29 protein-coding genes are annotated in these 24,450 nt (G+C 72.3%); 20 read left to right on the top strand and 9 right to left on the bottom strand.

Annotated elements, in window-relative coordinates; translation table 11 throughout:
- Nucleotides 1-177: 177 nt before the first annotated feature.
- The 3 genes from BLT44_RS04790 to aztA form a co-directional block, all read right to left on the bottom strand.
- The gene (locus BLT44_RS04790) at nt 178-645 is read right to left on the bottom strand and encodes a DoxX family protein (RefSeq protein WP_010155215.1); all 468 of its coding nucleotides are present in this window, start codon (nt 643-645) and stop codon (nt 178-180) included.
- Between the two features lie 338 nt (nt 646-983).
- Nucleotides 984-2,102, bottom strand: coding sequence for an alanine racemase (gene alr / locus BLT44_RS04785; protein WP_010155216.1), 1,119 nt, complete (start codon nt 2,100-2,102; stop codon nt 984-986).
- A gap of 155 nt (nt 2,103-2,257) precedes the next feature.
- Nucleotides 2,258-2,959 (bottom strand): zinc ABC transporter ATP-binding protein AztA, encoded by a 702-nt coding sequence (gene aztA / locus BLT44_RS04780; RefSeq protein ID WP_010155217.1) that lies wholly within the window; start codon nt 2,957-2,959, stop codon nt 2,258-2,260.
- Between the two features lie 61 nt (nt 2,960-3,020).
- On the opposite strand from aztA, the gene aztB reads away from it, so the two are divergent.
- Genes aztB through aztD form a run of 4 tightly spaced genes read left to right on the top strand, consistent with a single transcriptional unit; the run spans nt 3,021 to nt 7,433 of the window.
- Nucleotides 3,021-3,950, top strand: coding sequence for a zinc ABC transporter permease AztB (gene aztB, locus BLT44_RS04775; RefSeq protein ID WP_176783267.1), 930 nt, complete (start codon nt 3,021-3,023; stop codon nt 3,948-3,950).
- A gap of 8 nt (nt 3,951-3,958) precedes the next feature.
- Entirely contained in the window at nt 3,959-5,212 is a 1,254-nt protein-coding gene (locus tag BLT44_RS04770; RefSeq protein WP_010155219.1) for a hypothetical protein, read from the top strand.
- Nucleotides 5,209-6,177 (top strand): zinc ABC transporter substrate-binding protein AztC, encoded by a 969-nt coding sequence (gene aztC, locus BLT44_RS04765; RefSeq protein WP_074689974.1) that lies wholly within the window; start codon nt 5,209-5,211, stop codon nt 6,175-6,177. Before BLT44_RS04770 ends, aztC begins: the two co-directional genes overlap by 4 nt.
- A gap of 29 nt (nt 6,178-6,206) precedes the next feature.
- Nucleotides 6,207-7,433, top strand: a complete 1,227-nt coding sequence (aztD, locus tag BLT44_RS04760) for a zinc metallochaperone AztD (protein WP_010155221.1) — start codon at nt 6,207-6,209, stop codon at nt 7,431-7,433.
- A gap of 46 nt (nt 7,434-7,479) precedes the next feature.
- On the opposite strand, the gene BLT44_RS04755 is transcribed toward aztD, so the two are convergent.
- Entirely contained in the window at nt 7,480-8,112 is a 633-nt protein-coding gene (locus BLT44_RS04755; protein WP_010155222.1) for a MarR family winged helix-turn-helix transcriptional regulator, read from the bottom strand.
- A gap of 35 nt (nt 8,113-8,147) precedes the next feature.
- On the opposite strand from BLT44_RS04755, the gene BLT44_RS04750 reads away from it, so the two are divergent.
- The 13 genes from BLT44_RS04750 (at nt 8,148) to BLT44_RS04695 (ending at nt 18,118) form a co-directional block, all read left to right on the top strand.
- Entirely contained in the window at nt 8,148-9,284 is a 1,137-nt protein-coding gene (locus BLT44_RS04750; RefSeq protein WP_231291491.1) for a polyprenyl synthetase family protein, read from the top strand.
- A 38-nt stretch (nt 9,285-9,322) separates the two neighbouring features.
- Complete coding sequence (locus BLT44_RS04745; RefSeq protein ID WP_010155224.1) at nt 9,323-10,189, top strand: phytoene/squalene synthase family protein; 867 nt, start codon at nt 9,323-9,325, stop codon at nt 10,187-10,189.
- Between the two features lie 25 nt (nt 10,190-10,214).
- Nucleotides 10,215-11,876 carry a phytoene desaturase family protein gene (gene crtI, locus BLT44_RS04740; protein WP_010155225.1) on the top strand — a complete coding sequence of 554 codons (1,662 nt, stop codon included), beginning with the start codon at nt 10,215-10,217 and terminating at the stop codon, nt 11,874-11,876.
- A 1-nt stretch (nt 11,877) separates the two neighbouring features.
- Entirely contained in the window at nt 11,878-12,225 is a 348-nt protein-coding gene (locus BLT44_RS04735) for a lycopene cyclase domain-containing protein (protein ID WP_010155226.1), read from the top strand.
- Nucleotides 12,222-12,581, top strand: a complete 360-nt coding sequence (locus tag BLT44_RS04730) for a lycopene cyclase domain-containing protein (RefSeq protein WP_010155228.1) — start codon at nt 12,222-12,224, stop codon at nt 12,579-12,581. Before BLT44_RS04735 ends, BLT44_RS04730 begins: the two co-directional genes overlap by 4 nt.
- Nucleotides 12,568-13,464, top strand: a complete 897-nt coding sequence (locus BLT44_RS04725; RefSeq protein ID WP_010155229.1) for a prenyltransferase — start codon at nt 12,568-12,570, stop codon at nt 13,462-13,464. The genes BLT44_RS04730 and BLT44_RS04725 overlap by 14 nt, the downstream gene beginning before the upstream one ends.
- A 181-nt stretch (nt 13,465-13,645) precedes the next feature.
- Entirely contained in the window at nt 13,646-14,839 is a 1,194-nt protein-coding gene (locus BLT44_RS04720) for a carboxylate-amine ligase (RefSeq protein ID WP_010155230.1), read from the top strand.
- Between the two features lie 85 nt (nt 14,840-14,924).
- Entirely contained in the window at nt 14,925-15,236 is a 312-nt protein-coding gene (locus BLT44_RS04715; RefSeq protein WP_010155231.1) for a hypothetical protein, read from the top strand.
- Nucleotides 15,237-15,324: 88 nt separating this feature from the next.
- A complete protein-coding gene (locus tag BLT44_RS04710; RefSeq protein WP_010155232.1) occupies nt 15,325-15,579 on the top strand; it encodes a hypothetical protein in 255 nt (84 codons plus the stop codon).
- Nucleotides 15,580-15,591: 12 nt separating this feature from the next.
- A complete protein-coding gene (locus BLT44_RS04705) occupies nt 15,592-15,891 on the top strand; it encodes a ribbon-helix-helix domain-containing protein (protein WP_010155233.1) in 300 nt (99 codons plus the stop codon).
- A 39-nt stretch (nt 15,892-15,930) separates the two neighbouring features.
- Nucleotides 15,931-16,146, top strand: a complete 216-nt coding sequence (locus BLT44_RS15190; RefSeq protein ID WP_143025989.1) for a hypothetical protein — start codon at nt 15,931-15,933, stop codon at nt 16,144-16,146.
- Between the two features lie 258 nt (nt 16,147-16,404).
- Nucleotides 16,405-17,697 carry an MFS transporter gene (locus tag BLT44_RS04700; protein WP_074689972.1) on the top strand — a complete coding sequence of 431 codons (1,293 nt, stop codon included), beginning with the start codon at nt 16,405-16,407 and terminating at the stop codon, nt 17,695-17,697.
- 88 nt (nt 17,698-17,785) lie between these two features.
- Nucleotides 17,786-18,118, top strand: a complete 333-nt coding sequence (locus tag BLT44_RS04695; RefSeq protein ID WP_010155240.1) for a hypothetical protein — start codon at nt 17,786-17,788, stop codon at nt 18,116-18,118.
- Here the strand turns inward: BLT44_RS04695 and BLT44_RS04690 are convergent, their stop codons facing one another.
- The 3 genes from BLT44_RS04690 to BLT44_RS04680 all read right to left on the bottom strand — a co-directional run bounded on the left by BLT44_RS04690 (nt 18,119) and on the right by BLT44_RS04680 (nt 20,530).
- Nucleotides 18,119-18,628, bottom strand: coding sequence for a DUF6328 family protein (locus BLT44_RS04690; protein ID WP_010155241.1), 510 nt, complete (start codon nt 18,626-18,628; stop codon nt 18,119-18,121).
- Complete coding sequence (locus BLT44_RS04685; protein WP_176783266.1) at nt 18,561-19,487, bottom strand: alpha/beta fold hydrolase; 927 nt, start codon at nt 19,485-19,487, stop codon at nt 18,561-18,563. The genes BLT44_RS04690 and BLT44_RS04685 overlap by 68 nt, the downstream gene beginning before the upstream one ends.
- A gap of 62 nt (nt 19,488-19,549) precedes the next feature.
- The gene (locus BLT44_RS04680; protein ID WP_010155243.1) at nt 19,550-20,530 is read right to left on the bottom strand and encodes a diacylglycerol/lipid kinase family protein; all 981 of its coding nucleotides are present in this window, start codon (nt 20,528-20,530) and stop codon (nt 19,550-19,552) included.
- A gap of 136 nt (nt 20,531-20,666) precedes the next feature.
- On the opposite strand from BLT44_RS04680, the gene BLT44_RS04675 reads away from it, so the two are divergent.
- A complete protein-coding gene (locus BLT44_RS04675; RefSeq protein WP_010155244.1) occupies nt 20,667-21,140 on the top strand; it encodes a transporter substrate-binding domain-containing protein in 474 nt (157 codons plus the stop codon).
- A complete protein-coding gene (locus BLT44_RS04670; protein WP_010155245.1) occupies nt 21,137-22,135 on the top strand; it encodes a cation diffusion facilitator family transporter in 999 nt (332 codons plus the stop codon). Before BLT44_RS04675 ends, BLT44_RS04670 begins: the two co-directional genes overlap by 4 nt.
- Nucleotides 22,136-22,149: 14 nt before the next feature.
- Here BLT44_RS04670 and BLT44_RS04665 read toward each other — a convergent pair whose 3' ends face one another.
- Nucleotides 22,150-22,620 (bottom strand): PRC-barrel domain-containing protein, encoded by a 471-nt coding sequence (locus tag BLT44_RS04665; protein WP_010155247.1) that lies wholly within the window; start codon nt 22,618-22,620, stop codon nt 22,150-22,152.
- 44 nt (nt 22,621-22,664) lie between these two features.
- Nucleotides 22,665-23,348 carry a hypothetical protein gene (locus BLT44_RS04660; protein ID WP_143025987.1) on the bottom strand — a complete coding sequence of 228 codons (684 nt, stop codon included), beginning with the start codon at nt 23,346-23,348 and terminating at the stop codon, nt 22,665-22,667.
- Between the two features lie 173 nt (nt 23,349-23,521).
- On the opposite strand from BLT44_RS04660, the gene BLT44_RS04655 reads away from it, so the two are divergent.
- Nucleotides 23,522-24,187, top strand: coding sequence for a LysE family translocator (locus BLT44_RS04655; protein WP_010155249.1), 666 nt, complete (start codon nt 23,522-23,524; stop codon nt 24,185-24,187).
- Nucleotides 24,188-24,450 lie beyond the last annotated feature (263 nt).

The raw sequence follows: 24,450 nt of genomic DNA, 5'->3' as shown, positions 1-24,450 counted from the left end.
CCCGGCCGGTGCCGCGCCGCGCCCTTCTGCGAGCGGGGTCGCTTCGGGAGTGTGTTGCAGTGCTGTTGAGGAGAGACACGCTCCCGAAGTGACCCCGCTCCGGGTTGTGCCGGGAGGTGCCGGGGTGGATGGCCGTACGAGCGGGACGGCGAGGCGCGGCGGTCGGCGCGCGGAGCGTTACGCGAGCCAGGCCGGAGCCCGACCGCGGAGCAGCGGCCGGTCGAGGGAGAGCGATCCCGCACCCGTCAGCGCGATGCCGAGCGCGCCCGCCCCCAGCACTGCGACGAACTCCCAGCCGCCCTCCGCGACCCAGAATCCCGCCGCAGCGTGCACGAGCACGAGGGCCACCACCATGTCGACGGCGAGCAGCGCCGCGACCGGACGCGTGAGCAGCCCGAGGATGAGCAGCACGCCGCCCGCGAACTCGAGCACGGCGACGAGCGGCGCGGTGATGTCGGGCAGCGGCGCGCCCATCTCGCCGAACGATGCGACGGTGCCCGGGATCGTGTACTCGAACAGCTTCTGCGCGCCGTGCATGAGGAAGACCGCACCGAGCGCGATGCGGATGATCAGCAGCCCCCACGTGGTCGCTGCGGGTGTCGCCGTCGCTGCGGCGTTGGTGCGGGGAGTGCGGGTGCGTGGCATGTGACGGTCTCGCTTTCGCTGTCGTGGATCAACCGGGTGCCAGATTAGGAGCACGCGCGAACGCGAAGCTGAAGAAGTGCGAACTCTGCGGAAGCCTCATCCGCAGATCTGGTATCCGCCCTCCTTTACCGCGGACCGCGCCCGCCCGCCGCCGCCCGCCCGCCGACCGCGCCCATTCTGCGAGCGGGGTCGCTTTGGGAGGGTGTCGCGTCGCCGTTGAGGAGCGACACACTCCCGAAGTGACCCCGCTCCGGATGAGGGACGTGAGGGACAGCGGAGCGGAGCGGTGCGCGGAGCGGAGCGGAGCGGAGCGCGGCGGAGCGCGCGGCGCGGCGCCGTCAGCGGGCGGGGAGGTAGCTGCGGGGCACCCGCGACCCGATGCTCGTGAGGATCTCCCACGGGATCGTGCCGGCGGCGTGCGCCCACTCGCGCGCGTTCGGGCGCCAGCCCTGCGCCGGCCCGAACAGCACCACCTCGTCGCCCTCGGCGACACCGGCGGCGTCGGGGCCGAGGTCGACGACGAACTGGTCCATGCAGACGCGCCCCACGCTCGGGAAGCGCCGATCGCCGATCGCCACGTCGAACCTGCCCGACATGATGCGCGGCACGCCGTCGGCGTACCCGAGCGGCACGAGGCCGAGGGTGGTGTCGCGCTCCGCGATCCAGGTGTGCCCGTACGACACCCCGTCGCCGGCGCGCACCCGCTTCATCAGGGCGAGCGGCGCCCGCAGCGTCATGGCGGGGACGAGCGACGAGTCGGGCTGCTCGAACGGCGTGTATCCGTACATCGCGAGGCCGGGACGCAGCGCGTCGAGGTGCAGGTCGGGCCGGGCGAGCGCCGTGCCCGAATTGCCGAGGTGCATCTGCTCGACCGGGATGCCGTGCCGGTCGAACGCGGCGCGCGCCGCCAGCAGGCGCTCGAGCTGCAGGCTGTTCTGCGGGTGCTCGGGCACGTCGGCGTGGGAGAGGTGGCTGAACAGCCCGTGCACGCGCACCGCGCCCTCGGCGCGCAGGCGCCCGAGCTGACGCAGCACCTCGGGCAGCTCGGCCTCGGTGACGCCGTTGCGGCTGAGCCCCGTGTCGACCTTGACGTGCACCTCGACCGGCCGGCCGACCTCGCGCGCGGCGGATGCGATCGCCGCGAGCTGACGCTCCGAGTTCACGCCGAGTCGCACGTCGCGCGCGATCGCCGCGGCGTACCCGCTCGTCGACAACCAGGCGAGGATCGGGGCGGTGACCCCTCCGTCTCGCAGCGCGAGGGCCTCGGGGATCGTCGCGACCCCCAGTGAACCGGCGCCCGCGGCGACGGCGGCGTGCGCGACCGGGAGGGCGCCGTGCCCGTATCCGTCGGCCTTCACGACCGCCATGAGCTCGGAGTGCGGCGCGAGCGCGGAGAGGACCCGGATGTTGGATGCGATGGCGTCGAGATCGATCTCGGCTACGGGTTCGGTGATCATCTGAGCGGCAACCACCCTTCCTTCGTCCACCGCTGCGCGCGCAACGCAGCGTACGGAACAGTCTAGGCGGCGCTCCGCGCGGCTCCTGTCAGCATCCCCGCACGGCCGCCAGCGCACGGCCGCCGCGCGCACGCCGCACTCGCCAGGCACGCGGCTCACGCCACGCGCACGCCCTCCTCGATACGCACCACGCGGTCGGCGCGCGCGATGGCGGCGTCGTCGTGGGTGACGCAGGCGACCACGGCCCCGCGGTCGGCCTCCGCGGCGAGGATCGCATGCGTGCGCTCGCGGCTCTCGGCGTCGAGCCCGGAGGCGGGCTCGTCGAGGAGGAAGATCTGCGCGCGGCGGGCGATGCCCTGCGCGAGCAGCACGCGCTGGCGCTGGCCGCCCGAGAGCGCGGCGAACGGACGATCGGCGAGCTCGTGCAGCGCGACGCGCTCGAGCGCTTCGACCGCTCTCCGCCTCGCTTCGGCACGACTCGCGCTGCGCCGCTGCCAGGTGCCCATCGCGACGACCTCGCGAACGGTGACGGGCAGGGCGTCGGGCGCGGCGATGCGCTGCACGACGAGCGCGAGCGATCCGGATCGCTCGACGCTTCCCGCCGTCGGCCGCCGCACGCCGGCGAGTACTTCGAGCAGTGTCGACTTGCCCGCACCGTTCGGGCCGGCGATCACCGTGACGACGCCCGGTTCGAGCGTGATGTCGACGCCGTGGAGCACGGGAGCGCCGTCGAAGGCGAAGCGGAGGCCGCTGCCGCGCACGAGGGGGCGCGCCCGCCCGGCGGCGCGCGAGGGCTCGGACCTGCTGGCATGGGGATGCTGGGTGAGCGGGCCGGAGCCCGCGATCGAGGAGGACATGCCGCAAGCCTATCTGATTTTGATAATGATTCTCGTTTATGCGTAGGATGTGCGAGTGCCTATGCTCCTCGAACCCTTCACCGCCGACTTCGTGCTGCGCGCCCTCATCGGAGGCGCGCTGGTCGCCCTCGTCTGCGGTGTGGTCGGCACCTGGGTGGTGATCCGCGGCATGGCGTTCCTCGGCGAGGCCCTGGGGCACGGCATGCTCCCCGGCGTCGCTCTGGCGACCGTGATCGGCCTGCCGACGACGTTCGGCGCCGCCGCGAGCGCGATCGCGATGAGCGTGCTCATCGGCTGGGTGCAGCGCCGCGGGCGCCTCTCCTACGACACCAGCATCGGCCTGCTCTTCGTCGCGATGCTCTCGCTGGGCGTGATCATCGTGTCGCACTCCCGCAGCTTCGCCACCGACGCGACCGTCATGCTCTTCGGCGACATCCTCGCGATCACCCCGGCCGACCTCTGGCTGCTCGCCGGTGCGTCCGCGGTCACGATCGGCGTCGCCGCCGGCTTCCACCGCCGCTTCGTGGCGGCGGCATTCGATCAGCGCATCGCCGCGACCCTCGGCCTGAAGCCGCAGTTCGCCCAGGTGGCGCTCGTCGGCCTCGTCACCCTCGCGGTCGTCAGCTCGTACCAGGCCGTCGGCTCACTGCTCGTCGTCGGACTCCTGCTCGCTCCCGCAGTGGCGGCGGCCCCGTGGACGCGCAGCATCGCGACGCGCATGGTGCTCGCGAGCGCGGTCGGTGCGCTCGCGGTCTGCATCGGCCTGCTCGCCTCCTGGCACCTCGGCACCGCGGCGGGCGCGTCGATCGCGGCCGGCGCCATCGCGCTCGCCGCACTCTCGGGCCTGCTCGCGCGCGCCACGGCCCGCTTGCGGCGCGCCCCGCACGCGGTCGCCGACGCCGCCCCCGCCGACGCCGCCGGCGCAACGCACACCGTCGGCGCACCGCCGCCCACGGCCCCCGCACTCCACCACCCCGCTCCGCTCCCGTGAAAGGCACGATGTTCTCGCATTCCCACCGCCCAACCCGCACCGCCGCACTGGCCGGGGTCGCCGCGCTCGGCATCCTGCTCGCCGGCTGCAGCGCGTCGCCCTCCGACGCCCCTGCGCCCGATGACGCCGCCTCCGCCTCCGACGACTCCGGCGCCGGTCACGCCAAGATCGAGGGCGCGGTCGAGGCCCCCGAACCGCCGCTGCACCTCGTGTCGATCGACGCAGGCGGCTCCGTGTCGCTCCTCGATCTGCTCGACGGCGCCGAGACCGAACTCGACCCGGTGCGCGCCCCCGAAGCCGTGACCACGGACGGGCGCTACGCGTTCGTCGCCGACGATCAGGGCGTCGACATCGTCGACAGCGGTGCGTGGACGTGGGATCACGTCGACCACTTCCACTACTACCGCGCGACCCCCGCGCTGCCGGGCTCGGTCGCGGGCTCGGGCGTCGCGACCGTCGCGACCGGCATGCTCTCGACCGCGGGCGGCACCGGCGTCTTCTTCCCCGAATCGGGCGAAGCCGTGCTGCTCGACAACGCGGCGCTCTCGCAGGGCGAGATCCGCGAGACGCTGCGGCTCGAGGTCGCACCGCACGACGGGATCATCGCACCCCTCGGCACCGGCGCCCTCGTCTCCGAGGCGGGTGCGGGCGGCGACGTCGCGCGGCTGCGCGCGGTCGACGCGGAGGGATCCGAGGTCGATGCCATCGCCTGCGCCGACGCGTCGGGCACCATCACGACCCGACTCGCCCTCGTGGTGGGCTGCGCCGACGGCGCGGTGCTGGCGACCTCGTCGGAGGGCGCGACCGAGCTGACGCAGGTGCCGTACCCCGAGGGGGCCGCCCCGGCCGCGACCGAGTTCTCGGCGCGCAAGGGCCGCCCGACCGTCGCGGGTCTCGGGGACGGGAGCGGGGTGTGGCTGCTCGACACGCGCGAGCGGTCGTGGCGCTGGATCGCGATGCCCGAGCGCCCCGCGGCGGCGACCGCGGTGGACGACGAGTCGGAGCACCTCGTGACGCTGACATCGGATGGCAGGGTGCACGTCTTCGACGGGAGCGGGGCCGAGGTCGCGGCGACGGATCCGCTCGTCTCCGACGCCGACCACGGCGGCCGGGCGTCGCTCACCGTCGACGCGCAGCGCGCCTACGTGAACGACCCCGCGACCGGCGCCGTGCACGAGATCGACTACGCCGACGGCGCCCGGGTCGCCCGCACCCTCGAACCCGGCACGGCCGCCGACTTCGTCGTGGAGACCGGCCGATGAGCGCGCGGCGCACGAGACTCGCCGCCGCTCTCGCCCTGGCTGCGGGCGCTCTCGCATCGATCGCGCTGGCCGGGTGCGCGTCGCCCGGCCAGGGCGGGGCGGCGGGCGCGACCGGCGCGGACGGCGGGGCGGATCGCCCGCAGATCGTCGTCACCACCAACATCCTCGGCGACGTGGTGGGCGAAGTGGTGGGCGATGAGGCGGAGGTGACGACCCTCATGCGCCCCAACGCCGACCCCCACTCGTTCGAGATCTCGGCGCAGGAGGCCGCGATGCTCGGCGACGCAGACCTCATCGTCTCGAGCGGCCTCGGGCTGGAGGAGGGGCTCCAGCAGCACCTCGATCGGGCCGCCGACTCGGGCGCCCCCCTGCTCGTAGCGGGCGACGCCGTCGTGTCGCTGCCCTACGCGAGCGGAGACGCGGCCGGCGCCCCCGACCCGCACTTCTGGACCGACCCCGCCACGATGGTGGACGTGGTCGACGCCGTCGAGCAGGCGGTCGGGGGGATCGACGGCGTGGACCGGGAACGGCTCGCCGAGCACGCCGCGGAGTACCGCGGTGAGCTCGAGTCGCTCGACGCCGAGATGACGGAGGCGTTCGCGGCGATCCCGGCGGAGCGGCGGGCGCTCGTCACGAACCATCACGTGTTCGGCTACCTCGCGGATCGCTACGGCTTCCGCATCATCGGCGCGGCGATCCCGGGCGGCACGACGCTCGCCGCCCCGAGCGCGGCCGACCTGCAGGAGCTCAGCGACGCGATCACGGAGGCGGGCGTCTCCACGATCTTCGCGGAGTCGTCGCAGCCCGATCGCCTGGTGCAGGTGCTCGCGAGCGAGGCCGATATCGACGTGCGCGTCGCAGAGCTCTTCACCGAGTCGCTGACGGGCCCCGGCGAGGGCGCAGAGACCTACCTCGAGATGATGCGCGCGAACACCGCGCGCATCTCCGAGGGACTGACGCAGTAACACCCATCGAAAGAAAGCAGGACACCACTATGACCCGACGACACCTCCGATACGGCGCCCCCGCGGCGCTGCTCGGGCTCGCACTGCTCGCGAGCGGGTGCTCCTCGAACACGGCGGGCGACGCCGCGGCCGGCGACTCCTCCTCCGACTCCGCGAGCGAAGAGCACGCGCACTCCGACGAGCAGCGCGTCGCCGTCTCGTACGCGGGCGGCATCGCCGTGCTCGACGCCGAGACCCTCGAACTCGTCGACGAGCTCGAGAGCGAGGAGTTCACCCGCTTGAACGCCGCCGGCGACGGCCGGCACGTCTTCGTCACCACCTCGCAGGGCTTCGAACTGCTCGACACGGCCGAGCCGGCGCTCACCGGGCTCGTCGTTCCCGCCTCGGCCGCGGGCCACGTCGTGCGGCACGCGGGCAAGACGGTGCTCTACGACGACGGCGCGGGCGAGACCACCGTGTTCGACACCCACGATCTCGCGCACGTCGACGGCGAGCTGCCCGAGGCCGTCACCCACACGGCTGAGCACGCGCACCACGGCGTCTCGATCGAGCTCGAGGACGGCACGCTCGTGACGACCGTGGGCGACGAGACCTCGCGCTCGGGCGCCGTCGCCCTGCACGCGCACGACGACCACTGGGACGAGGTGACGTCGAGCGATCAGTGCCCCGGGATCCACGGTGAGGGCACCGCGGCCGACGAGGCCGTCGTCTTCGGGTGCGAGGACGGCGCGCTGCTCTACTCGGACGGCGCGTTCACGAAGCTCGACGCCCCCGACGCGTACGGTCGCATGGGCAACGCCTTCGTCTCGGAGACGAGCCCGATCGTCGTCGGCGACTACAAGTCGGACCCGGATGCCGAGGGCTACCTGCTCGGCTCCGTCGCGCTGATCGACACCGTCGCCGAGAAGCTGGAGGTCGTCGACCTGCCCGAGAACGTGAGGTACACCTTCCGCGACGTGACGCGCGGACCGGACGACCTCGCCTACATCCTGTCGACCGACGGGTCGATCCACGTGCTGGATCCCGAGACCGGCGACCTGGTCGACGAGTTCCCGGTGATCGACGCCTGGGAGGGTCCGGCCGAGTGGCAGGACGCCCACCCGGCGCTGGTCGGCACGGGCGGCGACACCGCGTACGTGACGGAGCCCGCGGCGAACTCGGTGCACGCGGTGGATCTGCGCACCGGCGAGATCACGGCGACGGCCGAGCTCGATCACACCCCCAACGAGTTCGCCGTCGCGCTCGGCGAGCACTGAGCACGGCGAGCACTGAGCTCGAGCACTCGGCACGGAGGGCGCCGCATCACCGGGATGCGGCGCCCTCCGCGTCGTCGTGCGCGGAGGCCTCGCCCGCCTGCGCCCACGCGAGCCCGCTGACGTCGATCTCGGCGGTCATGTCGCGCAGGAAGCGCTCGACGATCTCGCGCTCCTGCGGCGCGAGGCGGGCGGCGGCGTTGAAGCGGTTCGCCTGCTGCTGGCCGACGGTGCGCATGGCGGCGTCGCGCGTCTCGGGGGTGATGCGGATCACGAGGGCCCGCCGGTCGTCGGGGTGCCGTTCGCGCGAGATGTGGCCGCCGCGTTCGAGCCGGTCGAGCAGCTTCGTGGTCGACGCGCTCGAGATGCCGAGGTGCGCGGCGATGGCGCCGGGGGTGGGCAGTACGTCGGTGTTGCCGGCGACGATGAGGAAGTGCAGGGCGCGCATGTCGACGCTGCTCAGCCGCATGTACTTGAGCGACGCCTCCGACAGGCGCTCCTCGGCCGCGCGCAGCGTTCTCAGCGCCTCCATGAGGCGGGCGATCTGCCTCAGGTCGGCGTCGTCGTGCCCGGAGCGGTCGACGAGCTCGGATCTCGGGTCCGAGTGGTCGAGGCGATACAGCGCCGAGGGGTCGGCTGCCGCCGACACGTCGGTCTCCGCACCCCGCTTGTTTTTCGTCACAGCAGAATATTATCCTGAAGTTGATCACTTTCCAGGTGAGTAATCAAGATTTCTACACGAGCGGGGATGACGTGGACGAGCTACGCGAGAAGCGCACGGCGCCCGGCACCCACGCGCCGCCGGATGCGGCGGAGCGCGTGTCGCTCGCGATCTCGGAGGCCTTCGACCGTCGCACGCGCGCCGCGGAGGCGTACCACCCGGTCTTCGCGCAGCTCTGGAAGATCTGCGGCGAGCGCGTCGCCGGCGGCAAGCGCATCCGACCCCGGCTGATGCTCGACATGCTCACCGCGCTCAGCGACGACGCCGTGCCCGAGGCCGCTGTCGAGATCGCCGCCGCCATCGAGCTGCTGCACGCCTCGTTCCTGCTGCACGACGATGTGTTCGACGGGGATCTGACCCGCCGCGGCTCGCTGAACCTCGTCGGTCTGCTCGCGACCGACGAGCAGACCGACGCCGCGCCGTCGCCGCAGCGCCTCCACTGGGCGCGCAGCTGCGGCATCCTCATGGGCGATCTGCTGCTCGCCGAGGTGCATCAGATCTTCGCCCGCGTCGACGTCGACCCCGAGTCGCGCACGCGCCTCCTCGACCTGCTCGCGCACGCGATCACCGAGTCGGTGGTCGGCGAGCAGCTCGACATCGGGCTGGAGGACGGCGCCGTGGTGGCCGACACCGCCACCGTGCTCGAGATGTGCCGCCTCAAGACCGCGACCTACACGTTCGAGCTGCCCCTCCGGGCCGCCGCCATCCTGGCGGGCTCCGCCTCCCCCGCGGCCGAGAGCGCGCTCGCGACCGCGGGGGCCCACCTCGGTCTCGCGTTCCAGCTGCAGGACGACCTGCTCTCGACCTTCGGCGATCCCGCGGCCCACGGCAAGGACGCGTTCTCGGATCTGCGGGAGGGCAAGGAGACCGCCGTGATCTCGGCGGCGCGGATGACGAGCGCGTGGCCCGAGATCGAGCCCGCGTTCGGCACCGGCACGCTCACCGGCGACGCGGGCGAGCGGATGCGCGGCCTGCTGCGCGACTGCGGCGCGGAGGCGTTCGTGCACGGACTCATCGACGATCAGATGCGCGCCCTCCACGAGACGCTCGCCGACCCCGCCTCCGGGCTGCCCGACGCCGCGCGCGACACGCTCGTCGCACTCGCCGGCCGCCTCGACGGGCGCCGCTCGTGAGGGCCCGCTCCCCCCTCGACCGCTACTCCCGGTCGGCCATGCGCGCCTCGGCGGTCGTGATCCGCAGCTACTCGACCTCGTTCGGGGCCGCCACCCGGCTGCTCGGCAGGCGCCACCGGGGGCACGTGCGCAACGTCTACGCCCTGGTGCGCGTCGCCGACGAGCTCGTCGACGGCGTGACCGAGGGCGCGGGGCTCACGCCCGCCGAGCAGGCGGACGCACTCGAACGCCTCGAGGCCGAGGTGGCGCGAGCCATCCGCTCCGGCTACTCGAGCGACCTCATCGTGCACGCCTTCGCCCAGACCGCGCGCGCCGCCCGCATCGACGCGACGCTGATCGCACCTTTCTTCGCGTCGATGCGCGCCGACCTGCCGCCGCGCGATGCGAGCGAGGGCGCCGACGCCGCCGGGCTGCGCGGGTTCGACGCCGAGCAGCACGGGGCCTACGTCTACGGGTCGGCCGAGGTGGTGGGGCTGATGTGCCTGCGCATCTTCACCCGGCACCGCTCGCTCGACGCCCTCGAGCAGCACCGCCTCGAACGGGGCGCCCGCAGCCTCGGCGCGGCGTTCCAGAACGTCAACTTCCTGCGCGACCTCGCCGACGACACCGACCGTCTCGGCCGCAGCTATCTCGGCACGCAGCAGCGACTCACCGACGCCGATCGCATCGACTGGGTGCGGCGCATCGAGGCGGAGCTCGCCGACGCGCGCGCCGTGCTCCCCCTGCTGCCGAAAGACGCGCGCTCGGCCGTGCGCTGCGCGCTGAACCTCTTCGCCGAGCTGACTCGCCGCATCTCGCGCACGACGGTCGACGACTTGTACGCTCGCAGGGTGCGCGTGCCCGACTGGCGGAAGGCCGGGATCATCGCGCGATCCATCGCCCGCACCGCGGCAGAAGCACGATGAGCGGCACACCGAGAACGGGGCACCGATGAACGACGCACGCCACAGCCCGCAGGCCCGTGCCACCGGGCGCACCGTCATCGTCGGCGCCGGCATCGCCGGCCTCGCGACCGCGGCGCTCCTCGCCCGGGAGGGGCACGACGTGACGGTGCTCGAACGGGGAGGCCGCGTCGGCGGCCGCGCCGGCTCGCTCGCCCGCGACGGCTTCCGCTTCGACACCGGCCCGTCGTGGTACCTCATGCCCGGCGTCTTCGACCACTTCTTCGAGCTGCTCGGCACCTCGACGGAGGAGCAGCTCGATCTGCGACTGCTCGATCCGGGCTACCGCGTCTTCAGCGAACCCGCCCCCGGCCAGGCCCCGCCCGAGCCCGTCACCATTCCCGCCGGCCGGGCCGCTGCGCGGGCCGTGTTCGAGCGCCTGGAACCGCAGAGCGGGCCCGCCTTCGACGCCTATCTCGACTCGGCCGCCGAGACGACGGAGATGGCGGAGCGCTACTTCCTGTACAACCCGTTCACGCGCCTGCGCGCGCTCGCCGTCGGCCCCGTGCTGCGCGCACTGCCCCGACTGGCACGGCTGCTCGGCACCTCCCTGCGATCCTTCGTCGCGCAGCGCTTCCGCCACCCCGTGCTGCGCCAGGTGCTCGGCTACCCCGCGGTCTTCCTCGGCACGAACCCGAAGGACGCGCCGGCCATGTACCACCTGATGAGCGCGCTCGACCTCGACGACGGCGTGCGATACCCCATGGGCGGGTTCGCCGCCCTCGTCGACCGTCTCGCCGCCCTCGCCGAGCAGGCGGGCGCGCGCGTCGTGCTCGACGCCGACGTCACCGAGATCGAGGTGGGCGCCGGATCGCGGCGACCCGATCGGCCCGCCGCCGACCGCGGGGCCGGCTTCACGTCGACGGCGCGCGCCGTGCGCTGGCGGAGCGCCGACGGCGAGCACCATCGACTGCCCGCCGACGTCGTCGTGTCGACCGCCGACCTGCACCACACGGAGACGCGACTGCTGCCCGAAGCGGCCCGCAGCTACCCCGAGAACTGGTGGTCGAAGCAGATCAGCGGCCCCGGCGCGGTGCTCGTGCTCCTCGGCGTGCGCGGCGCGCTGCCCGAGCTGCCCCACCACTCGCTCTTCTTCACGCGCGACTGGGATCGCAACTTCTCCGACATCTTCGACGAGCCCCGGCGCGTTCCCGACCCCGCTTCGTCGTACGTCTGCAAGCCGAGCGAGACCGACCCGGGCGTCGCGCCGAGCGACCACGAGAACCTCTTCGTGCTCGTGCCCGTGCCGGCCGACCCGGGCATCGGACGCGGCGGAGCGGACGGCGGCGGCGATGCCGAGGTCGAACGCGTCGCCGACGCGGCGATCGACCAGATCAGCGACTGGGCCGGCATTCCCGACCTGCGCGAGCGGATCGTGGTGCGCGAGACGATCGGCCCCCGCGATTTCGCCGACGACTACCACTCGTGGAGCGGCGGGATGCTGGGGCCGGCGCACGTGCTGCGGCAGAGCGCGCTGTTCCGCGCGCAGAACCGGTCGAAGCGCGTCGACAACCTCTACTACGCCGGCGCGACCACCGCGCCCGGGGTCGGCATCCCGATGTGCCTCATCAGCGCCGAGCTGGTGCTGAAGCGCATCCGCGGCGATCACTCCCCCGGCCCGCTGCCGACGCCGACGCCGGAACGAGGGTGAGATGGGGGTCGTCTACCTCGCGTGCCTGCTGGGCGCCAGCGCGTGCATGCTGCTGCTCGACGCCCGGTTCCGGCTCTTCTTCTGGCGCGACTGGAGGGCGGCCGCGGTCGTGACCGTCGCGGGCGTGCTCTTCCTCCTCGCCTGGGACCTCGTCGGGATCATGACCGGCGTCTTCGAGATGGGTGCGAGCGCGGGCATGACCGGCATCCTCATCGCGCACGAGCTGCCCATCGAGGAGCCGGTCTTCCTCGCCTTCCTCGTGCTGTGCACGATGGTGATCTTCACCGGCGCGACGCGCCTCCTCGAACGGCGCGCGGCGCGGCGCGGCGCGGCGGCGGAGGGGCGATGACCTACCTCCTCATCAGCATCCCCTTCCTCTCGGCGGCGCTCATCGGCGCACTCGCCCTCACCCCGTGGCGCGACCCGCACCTCGCCCGGCGCCAATGGGCCGCGACCGGCATCGCCATCGTCGTGCTCGCGATCCTCACCGCCGTCTTCGACTCCCTCATGATCGCCGCCGACCTGTTCTCGTACGGGCACGGGCACACCCTCGGGCCGACCGTCGGCCTCATGCCTGTGGAAGACTTCAGCTACCCCGTCGCTGCGGCACTCCTCGCCCCGGCGCTGTGGACCCGCCTGACAGCGCGGCGACCTTCGGCCGACGCCCCGAACCTCCGAGAGGACGCCCCAGATGCGCGCGCGTGAGCACTCCGGCTGGAACGCCCATCTGCTGCGCGAGGCGTTCGTCGCCTCGCGGCCGGTGAGCTGGATCAACACCGCGTACCCGTTCGCGGCGGCGATGCTGCTGACCACGCGCGAGGTCGACTGGCTGCTCGTCGTGGGCGCGCTGTACTACCTGATCCCGTACAACCTCGCCATGTACGGCATCAACGACGTCTTCGACTACGCCTCCGACATCAACAACCCGCGCAAGGGCGGCATCGAGGGCGCGCTGCTCGCCCCGAAGTACCACCGCCCGATGCTCTGGCTCGCGGTGCTCACGAACGCGCCCTTCCTCGTCGTGCTCGCCATCGCGGGCGGGCCGGGCTCGTGGCTCGCCCTCGCCGTGAGCACCTTCGCGGTCGTCGCCTACTCGGCGCCCGTGCTGCGATTCAAGGAGCGCCCGTTCCTCGACTCCGCGACGTCGAGCACCCACTTCGTGAGCCCCGCGATCGTCGGCCTCACCGCGGCGGGCGCGCAGTTCACGCCCGAGCTCTGGCTGATCCTGATCGCCTTCTTCTGCTGGGGCATGGCGGCCCACGCCTTCGGAGCGGTGCAGGATGTGATTCCGGATCGTGAGGCCCGCATCGGCTCCATCGCCACCGTGCTCGGCGCCGCATCGACCGTGCGCCTCGCGCTCGCACTCTGGGCGCTCGCCGGCGCGCTCATGCTCTTCACCCCCTTCCCCGGGTCGCTCGCCGCCGCCGTCGCCATCCCCTACCTCGTGAACTGCGCGCCGTACGCCCGCGTCTCGGATGCAGACTCGGGGCGCACGAACCGCGCCTGGCGGCGCTTCATCTGGCTGAACTACGCTTCGGGAGCCGCCGTCACCATGATCCTGATCGGGTGGTGGCTGCGCACCGCGTAGCCCGCTCGACGCGGGGGCGGATCGGGCCCGCACCGCCGCACCTGCCCCGCCTGCGCCCGCGTGCACTACGCCGACCGTTTCGTCAAGGGCTTATCGCTTCGCGGCGCCCCCTCTTACGCTGATGCATGCAGGAGCCGCTCTGCGGGGTTCCCCTGCCGCGGCAGTTCAGAAGGAGAATGGCATGCGTATCTCATCCGAGGACGACCGCGATCGCGAAGCCCTTCGCACCGTAGGGGTCGAGGAGGAGCTGCTGCTCGTCGATCCGCGCACGGGCCGCCCCGCTCCGGCAGTGGAACTCGTGCTCGCCGCCGCCGCGTCCGCCGACGTCGCCGCCCTCGTACCCGAAGCAGCGCAGATCACGCATCTGGAGCGCGAGAGCAAGCGCGAGCAGCTCGAAGTCATCTCGATTCCGCACACCACGCTCGACGACCTCGTGCAGAGCGTCGCCGCCGGCCGCAAGCTCGCCGACGTCGCCGCCCAGCAGCTCGGGCTGCGCGCCGCCGCCATGGCCACGAGCGCCACGGCGGGAACGACGCACCTCACCGTCGCCGGCCGGTACACCGATATGGAGGACCGGTTCCAGAACCTGATGCGCGAGCAGCTGACCTGCGGCCTGCACGTGCACGTCGGCGTGAGCGACGACAGCGAGGGCGTCGCCGTACTCGACCGCATCCGCCCCTGGCTGCCGCTCGTGCTCGCCCTCAGCGCGAACTCGCCCATGTGGAACGGCGCCGACAGCGGATACGCCAGCCAGCGCTACCAGGTGTGGAGCCGCTGGCCGACGGCGGGCCCGTACGACACGTTCGGCTCGCCCGCGAACTACCACCGCGCCGTCGACGAGCTCCTCGCGACCGACGTGCTCGTCGACGACGGCATGATCTACTTCGACGCGCGATTGAGCGCCCGCTACCCGACCATCGAGGTGCGCGTCGCAGACGTCTGCCTCGACGCAGCGCACTCCGTGGCGATCGCCGGAATCATCCGCGCCCTCGTCGACACGGCCGCGCACGAGTGGCGCGCCGGCTTCTCGCCCGATCCGCTCCCGACGCCCGTGCTGCGTCTCGCGATGTGGTCGGCGAGCCGTCACGGGGTCACGGGGCCGCTGCTGAACCCGATTCTCGGTCAGCCCTCCGATCCCGACGTGGCCGTCGACGCCCTGCTCGCCCACATCGCCCCCGCGCTCGCCGCCTCGGGAGACCTCGGCCGCGTGACGGCGATGATCGAGGACGTCTTCGCGAACGGCACCGGCGCCGAGCGGCAGCGCCGCGCGCTGCGCTCCCGCCGAAGCGCGCGAGCGCTGGTCGAGGAGGCCATCGAGCGGACGCACCGCTCCATCGGCCCGACGTCGACGGTGCGGGATCCGCTCCCGATCTGACCCGCACCCCGCCCCGGCCTCCCGCGTCTCGACCCGGCCCCCGGCTGTTTCCATCCCCCTTCCACCCTCGCACAAGGAGCTCACCGTGACCGCGCCGCGCCGCGCTCGACCCGCGTCACCCTCGTCCGATCCCGTCGCCGCCGCCTCCGCGGTGTCCCTCTCGCGAGCGGCCCGCTCGCACCCGGTGATCCCGGTATCGGCCGAGCCGGAGGCGCCGCAGCCGCATCCGCTGCGGCTCGCCGGTCTCGCCGCGCTCTTCGGCCTCGGTCGACGCCGCTCCGCGCCCGCTGCGAGCACGCTGCCCGACGACGACCCGTACGCGGCGTACCTGCGGTGGGCGACGAGTGGAGCCGCCCCGGCCCCCGACCAGGACGCTCAGGAGACCGCCGCCGCATAGTCGCGCCGAAGTTCTCGCCGGAGCGGGGACATCCGTTGCAGCCCTCGCCGTTTCGTAATACACTTGTGTACTACGAAAGGCGGTGTGCATGGCGATTATCGTTCACCCGCGGATCTCGACGAAACGACCTCACATTCGCGAAGAGGACGTGATGACAGCGTTTGCAGCGTCGATCCGTCACATGCCGCGGTTGGACACGGACCCCACTCAGTGGATTGGCGCCGGGTATGACAGCAATGGTCGCCTGCTGGAGTATGTGGGAGTGGCGACCGGCGCAGACTCCTGGCTGATATTCCACGCCATGCCGCTCACCACCAAGGTCCGGCGCGAACTCAATCTCTAGGAGGCGATCAAGATGGCAAAGCATCTTCAGAACACCGACACGGTGTATACAGCGTCGAACGGCACCACGTTCACGGAAGCCGATATCGAGCGCTGGGCGATGGACGCGGAGGCCGGATTTCCCGATGCGGACTTCGGCCCCCCGACAGCGGGGAGGCCCACCGGCAGGCCCCGGTCGGTCGGAGAGAGTGCCCCTGCGCGGCCCTACAGCGTGCGACTCGACGAGCACCGAATCGCCAAGCTCAAAAGGATCGCCAAGGACCGGCACAAGAACACCTCGGAGTTGATGCGGGACTTGATCGACGCGCTGTAATCCGGTCGGCGGGAGCCTGGTGGCCGGCTGCTCTTCGACGTGAGCGCAGCGCCTCGATTCGACGGCGTCGTCGAGACATGCGTTGAGGAGCCGAACCTCATGGGAGGGTTCTGGTCAGCCTCGCCGTACACGGGTCGGCATGAGACGTTCGCGTACCCGGAGGAACGTTTGATCCTCGACCGCTACACGATCACCACGGCGATTGAGACGAGGGTGTTCTGGAACTGGACGCACTGCCTCACCCCCACTCGGTAGCAAGCGAGTTGCAGTCCGCGGGCTTCGAGGACCCAGCGTTCTTCGGAGATGTCGCGGGGGCGCCGTTCGACGCGCAGGCGGCAGCGTTCGCGGTCCTCGCCCGGCGCCGATAGGAGATTGCCCGCGCGGGAGACCGGGCTGTGATACCGCCGCATAGTCGCGCCCACCCGGCGCGATATGGTGGATGACGCCGAAGCGGCGAGGCGGCGTTCTCCTCCCGACGGCCGAGCGCCGGGCGCTCCGGATCGGGAGGGGATCATGACGCAGACCGTCGCCGCCCCGCCCGCCGCCGTGCCCGTGCGCGCGTGGGTCGTGCTCGCGCTCGGCCTGCTCGCGCAGGCCGCGGGCACCCTGCTCGTCAGCGCCCCCGTGTATCTGATCCCGCTGCTCCACCTGCAGCTGGGCCTGCCGCTCGCGGCCGTCGGGGCGCTCACCGCGGCGCCCACGCTCGGCATGGTGCTCACCCTCGTGCTCTGGGGCGCCGCCGCCGATCGCTTCGGCGAACGCTGGGTGATCGCGGGCGGGCTCGCCCTCACGACCGCTGCCGCCGCGGCCGCCGCCATCACCGCTGCTGCGACCGACGCCCTCGTGCCCCTGGGCATCGCCCTCTTCTTCGGCGGAGCCGCCTCCGCGAGCACGAACGCCGCGAGCGGCCGGGTCGTCGTGGGCTGGTTCCCGCGCCACCGCCGCGGCCTCGCGATGGGCGTGCGTCAGATGTCGCAGCCGCTCGGCGTGGCCGCCGCCGCGGTGACCGTGCCGCCCCTCGCCTCGGCGGCGCAGACGAGCGGAGTGTTCGTCGCCATCAGCGCGCTGCTCGCCGTGCTCACCGCCGCGTGCGCCATCGGCATCCGCAACCCTCCGCGCCCGCAGATCTCCCGCGCCGCCCCCGCGCCCGCCGGCACGGGCACTGCCGCCACCGACACCGCCGCAGCGGGCTCGGCCGCGCGCCCGGCGGCACCGCCGAACCCCTACCGCACGAGCGCGTTCCTCGCCCGCATCCATGCCGTGTCGGTGCTGCTCGTGGTGCCGCAGTTCGCCCTCGCCACCTTCGGCATGGTGTGGCTGATCGCGGGGCTCGGGTGGACCCCCGCGGCTGCCGGACTGCTCATGGGCGCCTCCCAGTTCGTCGGCGCGCTCGGCCGCATCGTCGTCGGCGCGCTGAGCGACCGCGTCGGCGACCGCGTGCGGGTGCTGCGTCGGGTGGCCGTCGCCGGCGTGATCGTCATGGTGCTGCTCGCGCTCATCGCCCTCGCGCACGGCGCGATCCCGGCCGGGTTCGCCGTCGGGGGCGTCGTGCTGGTGCTCGCCACCGTCGTGAGCGTCGCCGACAACGGCCTCGCGTACACCTCAGTCGCGGAGGCCGCGGGCAGCGCGTGGGCGGGCCGTGCGCTCGGGGTGCAGAACACCGGGCAGTTCATCGCGGCCTCCGCCGTGGGGCCCGGCATCGGCGCGGCCATCGCGCTCCTCGGGTACCCGCTCGTGTTCGGACTCATCGCGCTCGCACCGCTCATCGCCATCCCGCTGATTCCGCGAGAAGACCGCCACGGCTGAGCGCGTACCAGCCCCGCACCGCGACGACAACCCCGCTCCGCCCGCGGGCGACCTCGCGTACCGTCGCACGGGAAGGAGGTCGACCATCATGACATCGAAAGACGCCGCACACCCGACCGCAGAATCGCCCGACTCCGTCGAGAAGTCGGTGCCCGAGGCCGCCGATCGCGTGGGCCAGACGGGCCCCGACGCGGCCGATCCGCCGCGCGCCGGCGATCCCGGCCCGCTCGACAGCACCAACGGCAAGCCCGACAGCGACGCGCAGCTCGACGGGGAGACCGCGAACCCCGGATCGGACGAGCTCGACGACGACGAGGGCGCCGACGCGTTCGAGACGCAGCAGCAGGCCGACGTCAACAGCCGCGACGAGGGCGCCGAGCGCGACGACCTCGATCACATCTCGGTCGACACCCCCGACTGATCACTCGTCGTCGCCCGGGCCCCTCGGGTCGGGGCCGCTGCCGCGCCGGAAGACGAGGCGCGGCAGCACGCCCCACAGGCCGATCACAACGACCGTGCCGATCGTCAGCGTGACGAAACCGGCGGTGCGCCCCATCGCCACGTCGAACACGAGCCCCGTCACGCCCGCCGCGAGGAGGGCGAGCACGACGAGATCGGTCGACAGCATGCGCCCGCCGAGACGCACGATCTCGGGCTTGCGCCCCTTGCCGAAGAATGTGCGGTGCAGCGTGACGGGGGCGAGGCCGAGCACTGCGGCGACCCCGGCGAGACCCACGAGCACGAGGTAGAGCGTCAGCTGGAACCCGTCGAGATCCTGGAACCGCGGCTGGAACGCCAGGGCCAGCAGGAACCCGCCGAGGATCTGCGTGCCGGTCTGCGCGACGCGCAGCTCCTGCAGGATCTCATTCCAGTTGCGATCCGCACGCTCGTTCGTCGTCTCGGAGCGGCCGTCGCCGTTCACATCGGTCATACGCAGACTGTACGGTCTCTCTCGGCCGACGCGCCACCTCCCCTGCGGCGCCGCGCGGGTCGGCGGCGGATCCCGCACCCGTCAGCCCGTTCTCGGCCGCGAACGCGCGCACCGCGTCCGCGACCTCTCGCGGGGCGGAGGCGTGCACCGCATGGGCCCGGCCGGGCACGGTGACGAGAGCCCCGCGCGGCGCCGAACGGCCGAGCTCGTGCGACCAGCGCGGCCCGGCCACGCGGTCCCGCGCGCCGCGCATCACCAGCACCGGCACGCCCAGCTGCGCCACCGCGGTCTCGATGCGGTAGCGGCGCATCCGCACCGCCTGACGGAGGAAGGTGCGCGGGCCGCACCGGAGGTACGCGGCGCACGCGAGCGCATTCACGCGAGGCGGTTCCGCGCACGCGTCGACCAGCAGCGCGACGAGCTGCGCGCGGAGCGAACGGTGCGCCCGGTCGACCACCGGCCCGATCAGCACCACCGCGGCGACGAGGTCGGGCCGCTGGCGCGCGAGCTCCGCAGCCCACTGCGCCCCCATCGAGTGGCCGATCAGCACGTTCGGCGGCCCGCCCAGCGCATCGAGCACGGCCCCCAGCGCGGCGGCCATCGTCGGTAAGTCGGGCGCCGCGCGCGGTTTCGGGGCCGACCCGAACCCCGGCAGGTCGATCGACCGCACCTCGGCGGCGCGAGCGAGGTCGTCGTGCAGCTGCGCGAAGTAGCGGTGCGAGAGCCCGATGCCGTGGAGGAGCACGTAGCGCACCCGCGGCGGCTCCGCAGTCGGGGCGCTCGGGGCGCGCGGTGCCGCGCCCGGCTCGTTCCCGCCGAACACCGAGAACGTCAGGTCGCCGACGGCGAGACGGCGCACGCGCGATCCCGCACCGGAGCGCACCCGCGGACGCGGGCGCCTCCCCGCGCGCACGGCTGCGCCTACCGGTCGTCTGCCGGAACGCGCACCGTGAGCGCTCCCGGCTCGATCCAGGCGTTGAACGCGACCGCCTTGCCGAAGCCGTCGCCGTCGAGTTCGATCTCCTCGGGGCGCGTGAGCCGTGCGACGAAGCGCTTGCCGGTGCGGTACTTGAGGTCGCCGTCGTCCTTCTGCTCGCCGACCAGGGCCCGGCCCGACTTGGTGCGGCGCATGATGCCGTTGACCCACGCGATCTTCGCCCAGACGCGCAGCCAGCCGAAGACGTTGCCCGGCCTGATGAGCAAGATGTCGAACTGGCCGTCGTCGATGACCGCTTCGGGCAGCAGCAGGATGTTGGCGGGCAGAGACCCGCAGTTGCCGATGATCACCGTGTGCGCCGTCGCCCGCTTCGTGCGCCCGTCGTCGAGGCTGTAGCGGAAGTGCAACTCGTTCGGGTCTCGGAGCGATTTCACGATGGCGCCGAGGTACGCGAGCCACCCGGCGCGCTTCTTCAGGTCGTCATCGGTGTTCTTGATCATCTTCGCGTCGATGCCCATGCCCGCCATCACCACGAAGACGTGCCGCTCGCGGGCTCCGCCCTCGCGCTCGAGGTCGATGACGCCGAGGTCGATCGGCCGGTTCGTCCCGGTGAACGCCGAGGTGACCGATCCGGGCATGTCGTTCAGGGTGAGGTCGAGATTGCGGGCCAGCAGGTTGCCGGTGCCCGAGGGGAGGAGTGCCAGAGGGATCTCGGAGCCGCGCAGCCCCTCGGCGACGGCGCGCACCGTGCCGTCGCCCCCGGCCGCGATCACGAGATCGACGCCGGCGCGCTTCGCCTCCTCCGTCATCCCCTGCCCGGCGTCTTCAGCGGTGGTCTCCAGCCACAGCGGCTCCGCCCACTCCGCCTCCACGGCGGCTCGGGTGATCTCCTTCCGCAGCACGTCGACATCGACCTTGATGGGGTTGTAGATGACGGCTGCGGTGCGCTGACGACTTTCGCTCATCTGCTCATCGTACGAGGTCTGCGGCCGGAGCCGGAAGCCCTCCCCGCAACGATCGGCATCTGCCCGCATCGCGCCGCGAAGTCAAGGCGTCGGCCGGGAGTTGAGCACGCGATCGCTTTCTCCCTATGGTCAGGGTATGCGTAGATTCCGAAGTCTGCTCGCGATCACCTGCCTGGCGCTGCTCACGGGGTGCTCCTCGTCGATCCCCGCCGATCCCGAGGGCACCCTCGAGCGCGTCACCGGCGGCACCCTGCGCGTCGGCGTGTCCGAGAGCCCGCCCTGGGTCGAGACGACGGGGCACGGCGAACCCGCGGGAACCGAGCCCGACCTCGTCAGGGAGTTCGCGGAGCGCCTCGGCGCCGAGCCCGAGTGGACGGAGGACGGGGAGGAGCACCTCATGGAGGCCCTCGAGCGCGGCGAGCTCGACATGGTCATCGGCGGATTCACCGATACGACCCCCTGGGCCGACTTCGGGGCCGTCACCGTGCCGTACGCCGCGGAGGAGCGCGACGTCGCGCGCAAGAAGCACGTGATGATCGTGCGCATGGGCGAGAACGCGTTCCTCGTCGCACTCGAACGATTCCTGCTCGCGGAGGGGGCCTCGGCATGACCACGCACTTCGGGCGCACCGAGCTGCCCCCCGCTCAGGCCTCGGCGCTGCGGCGCGCGATCCGCTTCGAGTGGTACACCCTGATCTTCCTCGCCATCGCCATCACCCTGGTCTTCCTCGTCATGGGCAGCTCCCAGGCCATGAAGGCCGCCTGGATCGAGGATCTCCTGTCGCTCGCTCCGCCCATCGCGTTCCTCGTCGCGGTGCGCATCGTGAACAAGCGCCCCACCGAGAAGTACCCGTACGGCTTCCACCGCAGCGTCGGCGTGGCGCACCTCGTCGCCGGAGTCGCGCTCTTCGCCATGGGCGCCTTCCTCATCGTCGACTCGATCTCCGGGCTCATCACCGCCGAGCACCCGCCCATCGGCACGATCGTGCTCCTCGGCCACCCCGTGTGGCTCGGCTGGCTCATGATGATCGTGATGGCGCTGACCATTCCGCTGCCCATCTACTTCGGCCGCGTGAAGATGCGGCTGGCGCGGGAGCTGCACGACAAGGTGCTGTACGCCGACGCCGACATGAACAAGGCCGACTGGATGACGGCGGTCGGGTCGATCGTCGGCGTCGCCGGCATCGGCATCGGGCTCTGGTGGGCCGACGCCGCCGCCGCGCTGTTCATCGCCGCCAGCATCGTCTGGGACGGCATGAAGAACCTCCGCGCCGCCATCACCGACCTGATGGACACGCGGGCGACCACGTTCGACGACGGCGAGCCGCACCCGGTGTCGCAGCAGATCGACGACTACCTCCGCGACCTGCCCTGGGTGGAGGAGGCGGGATCGCGCGTGCGGGATCAGGGGCACGTCTTCCACGTCGAGTCGTTCGTCGTGCCCCGCCTCGGCGAATCGCCGACCGTGCGGCAGCTGATGGAGGCCCGCGACGGCTGCATCGAGCTGGACTGGAAGGTGGAGGACATCGTGCTCGTGCCCATCGACGAGCTGCCCGAAGAGGTGTGCGGGGCGCGCGACACCCGTCAGTCGGAGCGGAACGAGTAGGCGCGCCCGACCATTCAGCGGACGGCGCCCGCTCCACCGCGCTCAGGCGCGGCGCCGCGATCCTCCGCCGTGCGTCCGCGATCCTCCGCGACGCCGTGCTTGCGCAGGCGCACCCGCCCCGTCACCACCCCCGCGTCGGCGGCGTGCTCGGCGTTGCCATCCCGCTCGCGGTCGTCGTCGCCGTCGTAGTACTGCCACAGGCGCTCGTGCTCCTCGTCCGAGAGCACGCCGTCCGCGTCGATGCGCGGCGCATCCTTCACGGCGGACCGGTCGTACGCCACGCGTACCGCCTCGCCGTCGAAGGTTGCGCCGCGCAGCGGCACGAACGACTCCGACGTGCCGAACAGGCCGGTCGCCACGCTCACGAACAGCGGCTCACCGCGATCCGGGCCGACGAACACCTGCTTGACGGTGCCGATCTTTTCGCCTGAGACGTCGAAGACCTTCGCGTCGAACAGGCTGTTGATGGAGGTGGGGTCGATCATGGTCGTGCCTTTCGTTCTCGTGAGCTGCTGGAGGGGCGCGGAGCTCAGCGCCCCAGGCCGGTGCGGTCGACGCGGCGGTGGAAGCGCATGCCCGACAGGCCGCCGAGAATCGCTCCGCCCAGGCTGACGAGCGCGACGACGACGGCGGTGACGATGCCCGTCGCGGTGAGCGTCCCCTCGTCGATCGGAATCCGGGGGAACCCGTTCAGATTCCCGAGCACGTTGAACTGGGAGCCGGCGATGGCCGTGATGATGGCCACGACGATGGCGATCACGATGGCCCACACCCAGACGGCGACGCCCTGCTTCGCCCCCGAGAAGCGCGCCATGCGACCGGCGACGTACCCGCCGCAGAAGTACGCGACGAAGAGGATCACGGCGAGCACGATGGCGCCGACGATGCCCACCGTGTCGGCGTTCGAGGCGAGGTCGTCGGCGGCGCTCTGCACGTCGCCCTCCGCCGCGCCCAGGCCGACGCCGGCGCCGATCGCGCTCAGGATCGCGGTGAGCAGCACGGCCGTGCCCATCGCCGTCAGCCAGCCGAAGAACGCAGAGCCCCACTTGATTCCGCCGTACTCCTCCTTCTCCCGGTCGAGCACCACTTCGCGCCGCGTGGGGCCGCGCTCGGCGGCGACAGCGGCCGCGTCGGCTGCGTGGTCGGGGCCGCCTTCCGGGGTGCGATCGCGGGCGCGGTCGGGGCTGTGATCGGGGGTGTGCTCAGTGTTCATGTCCATGCTCCTCGCCTCGAAGTGGGTGCCGATCCGCCCGCCGGATGCGGGGCGGGCGGGTGCGTTCCTCCAGGTTCCGCGATCCCCTCCCGGCGCGCGCGGGGGTTGACCTCGTGCGCCGCCCTGTGGTGGCCCGTTTGGAGGGTGCGCGCGCCGGGTCGTACTCTGGGCGGGTGAACACGACCCAGGCGCTTCTCGGATTCGCGGCCGTTGCGGCGGTGCTCACCGTCATTCCCGGCCTCGACACGACGCTCGTGCTGCGCTCGGCACTTGTGCGCGGGCGACGACAGGCCGCGGCGACGGCGTTCGGCTTCGCCTCGGGGGCGCTCGTCTGGGGCGCGGCCGCCGCGCTCGGCGCCGCCGCACTGCTCGACGCATCTCGCGTCGCGTACCAGATCGTCGCCATCGGCGGCGCGGCCTACATGGCTGTTCTCGGCATCCGCATGATCGTGCAGAGCTTCCGGGGAGCGCCTGCCGCGGACCCCATCTCCGCGGGCACCGTCGCCGCCGGCCCCGTCGCCGCGAGCGGTGGAACGCACTCCGTGCGGCGCGCCTACCTCACCGGGGCGTGGACGAACCTGCTCAACCCGAAGATCGGCGTCTTCTACATCGCGACCATCCCCCAGTTCATCCCCGCCGGCGCATCGACGCTGGGAATGGGGCTGCTGCTCGCGGGCGTGCACGCCGCGATGAGTCTCGTGTGGCTGGCCGTCATCGTTCTCGGCGAGAAGTACGCGCGGCGGTGGCTCGCCCGGGCACGATCGCTGCGCATCATCGACCGCGTCGCCGGCACCGTGCTCGTCGGCTTCGGCGCGAAGCTCGCGCTCGAGCAGCGCTGATCGCCTGAGATCGGTCAGTCGCAGACGGCCGCCACTGCCTCGATTTCCACGAGCTGGTCGTCGTATCCGAGGACGGTCACTCCGAAAGGCGTCCTCGGAACATTGTGCGCGTCGTCCCGTCGTCATCCAGCTGGCGCGAGCCCGCGAGAAAGATCAACCTGGCATCAGCCGGGGGGGGTCGCCGCAGAGGCGTACTCGGCGGCGTCGGAGAGAGAGGAGGAACGGATCAGCCTAACGGCATTGGGCTTGGCAGGCCGTTCTCT

It is taken from the genome of Leucobacter chromiiresistens, from assembly GCF_900102345.1.
Lineage (GTDB): Bacteria > Actinomycetota > Actinomycetes > Actinomycetales > Microbacteriaceae > Leucobacter > Leucobacter chromiiresistens.
The sequence above is the reverse complement of the archived record's forward strand: the minus strand, read 5'-3'. Positions and strand labels throughout refer to the sequence as shown.

Bases quoted from the DNA above. Each gene is read 5' to 3' on its own strand.
- BLT44_RS04730 (WP_010155228.1), top strand. From the start codon at position 12,222: ATGACCTACCTCCTCATCAGCATCCCCTTCCTCTCGGCGGCGCTCATC.
- BLT44_RS04680 (WP_010155243.1), bottom strand. From the start codon at position 20,530: ATGAGCGAAAGTCGTCAGCGCACCGCAGCCGTCATCTACAACCCCATC.
- BLT44_RS04705 (WP_010155233.1), top strand. From the start codon at position 15,592: ATGGCAAAGCATCTTCAGAACACCGACACGGTGTATACAGCGTCGAAC.
- BLT44_RS04790 (WP_010155215.1), bottom strand. From the start codon at position 645: ATGCCACGCACCCGCACTCCCCGCACCAACGCCGCAGCGACGGCGACA.
- BLT44_RS04735 (WP_010155226.1), top strand. From the start codon at position 11,878: ATGGGGGTCGTCTACCTCGCGTGCCTGCTGGGCGCCAGCGCGTGCATG.
- BLT44_RS04725 (WP_010155229.1), top strand. From the start codon at position 12,568: ATGCGCGCGCGTGAGCACTCCGGCTGGAACGCCCATCTGCTGCGCGAG.
- BLT44_RS04720 (WP_010155230.1), top strand. From the start codon at position 13,646: ATGCGTATCTCATCCGAGGACGACCGCGATCGCGAAGCCCTTCGCACC.
- aztA (WP_010155217.1), bottom strand. From the start codon at position 2,959: ATGTCCTCCTCGATCGCGGGCTCCGGCCCGCTCACCCAGCATCCCCAT.
- aztC (WP_074689974.1), top strand. From the start codon at position 5,209: ATGAGCGCGCGGCGCACGAGACTCGCCGCCGCTCTCGCCCTGGCTGCG.
- BLT44_RS04745 (WP_010155224.1), top strand. From the start codon at position 9,323: ATGCGCGCCTCGGCGGTCGTGATCCGCAGCTACTCGACCTCGTTCGGG.
- crtI (WP_010155225.1), top strand. From the start codon at position 10,215: ATGAACGACGCACGCCACAGCCCGCAGGCCCGTGCCACCGGGCGCACC.
- BLT44_RS04660 (WP_143025987.1), bottom strand. From the start codon at position 23,348: ATGAACACTGAGCACACCCCCGATCACAGCCCCGACCGCGCCCGCGAT.
- BLT44_RS04665 (WP_010155247.1), bottom strand. From the start codon at position 22,620: ATGATCGACCCCACCTCCATCAACAGCCTGTTCGACGCGAAGGTCTTC.
- BLT44_RS04675 (WP_010155244.1), top strand. From the start codon at position 20,667: ATGCGTAGATTCCGAAGTCTGCTCGCGATCACCTGCCTGGCGCTGCTC.
- BLT44_RS04710 (WP_010155232.1), top strand. From the start codon at position 15,325: ATGGCGATTATCGTTCACCCGCGGATCTCGACGAAACGACCTCACATT.
- BLT44_RS04690 (WP_010155241.1), bottom strand. From the start codon at position 18,628: ATGACCGATGTGAACGGCGACGGCCGCTCCGAGACGACGAACGAGCGT.
- BLT44_RS04700 (WP_074689972.1), top strand. From the start codon at position 16,405: ATGACGCAGACCGTCGCCGCCCCGCCCGCCGCCGTGCCCGTGCGCGCG.
- aztD (WP_010155221.1), top strand. From the start codon at position 6,207: ATGACCCGACGACACCTCCGATACGGCGCCCCCGCGGCGCTGCTCGGG.
- BLT44_RS04695 (WP_010155240.1), top strand. From the start codon at position 17,786: ATGACATCGAAAGACGCCGCACACCCGACCGCAGAATCGCCCGACTCC.
- BLT44_RS04770 (WP_010155219.1), top strand. From the start codon at position 3,959: ATGTTCTCGCATTCCCACCGCCCAACCCGCACCGCCGCACTGGCCGGG.
- alr (WP_010155216.1), bottom strand. From the start codon at position 2,102: ATGATCACCGAACCCGTAGCCGAGATCGATCTCGACGCCATCGCATCC.
- BLT44_RS04670 (WP_010155245.1), top strand. From the start codon at position 21,137: ATGACCACGCACTTCGGGCGCACCGAGCTGCCCCCCGCTCAGGCCTCG.
- aztB (WP_176783267.1), top strand. From the start codon at position 3,021: ATGCTCCTCGAACCCTTCACCGCCGACTTCGTGCTGCGCGCCCTCATC.